Here is a 984-nt window from a genome sequence, read left to right as displayed (position 1 = left end):
CCGGATCGGAACTGCGGCTTGCGGCCGTCAGGTCAGAAACGCTAAATGCGCGGGCGCGCTTCGGCGATCGCGGAAGGGTGTCCGAGCGGAGGCGCGACCCGCTCGGCGCGAGCCGGGTCGGCGGCTTCGGCGGCGTCGACGGCTTCGCCGCCTATCTGGCGGTGGAGGACATCGCGCTGGTGGTGGACGCCACGCATCCCTTCGCGTCGCGGATGAAGAGCAACGCCGCCGCCGCCTGCGGGGAGGTCGGCACGCCGTTGATCCACATCGATCGGCCCCAGTGGACGCGTCAGCCTGGCGATGACTGGCGGGTCGTGCCGGACGCCGCGGCCGCGGCCGAGGTCGCGCCAGCATCGGCCGGGGTGTGTTTCGTCACGCTGGGGCGCCAGCATGTGCATCACTTCGAGAAGCGGCACGATCTCGAGCTTCTGTTCCGCGTCATCGATCCGCCCGAACAGCCCTGCCGCCATCCCCGCGCCAGCTTCCTGTTCGACCGCGGGCCGTTCAGCGTCGAGGCGGAGCGCGCCTTGTTCGAGGAGCGGCGCGTGACCTGCCTCGTGACCAAGAACAGCGGGTCTTCGGCCGCCGAGGCGAAGCTCACCGTGGCGCGCGAGCGGGGGGTGCCGGTGATCATCGTCGACCGCCCCGCGCCAGTGGATGGAAATGTATTCGCGACCGTCGACGAGGCGGTGGCGGCGGTCGCAGAGACGCTTGGCGCGCCGGGGGCGTGGTAGCCTGCAGCGGTACCGGCCGAACTGGAATCGCTGATGACCGCCGCCATCCTCGTTGAGAAACCTGCCGTCGCGCGGTGGCTGACCGTGATCGGCGTCGGCGAAAACGGCTCCGCGTCCCTCACCGGCGAAGCGCTGCGTGCGCTCCAGGAGGCCGAACTGGTCGTCGGGGGCGCGCGTCACCTCGCCCTGCTGCCTGCCCACCTCGCCCCCGCGGCGGAACGGCGGGCGTGGCCGTCGCCGATGCTGCCGT

Annotated in this window: 1 protein-coding gene and 1 pseudogene; both read left to right on the top strand. The window is 71.6% G+C overall.

What is annotated here, in order from left to right; genetic code table 11:
* The coding region (locus ACIKT0_RS19005; protein ID WP_407106851.1) for a cobalt-precorrin-6A reductase at window positions 1-734 on the top strand (734 nt) is incomplete at its 5' end.
* 33 nt (window positions 735-767) lie between these two features.
* Window positions 768-984, top strand: a pseudogene (locus ACIKT0_RS19000) (cobalamin biosynthesis bifunctional protein CbiET); the annotation flags it as partial.

This window comes from Hansschlegelia beijingensis (assembly GCF_045505405.1).
GTDB classification, from domain to species: Bacteria; Pseudomonadota; Alphaproteobacteria; order Rhizobiales; family Methylopilaceae; genus Methylopila; species Methylopila beijingensis_A.
This window is presented reverse-complemented; position numbering and strand designations above follow the sequence as displayed.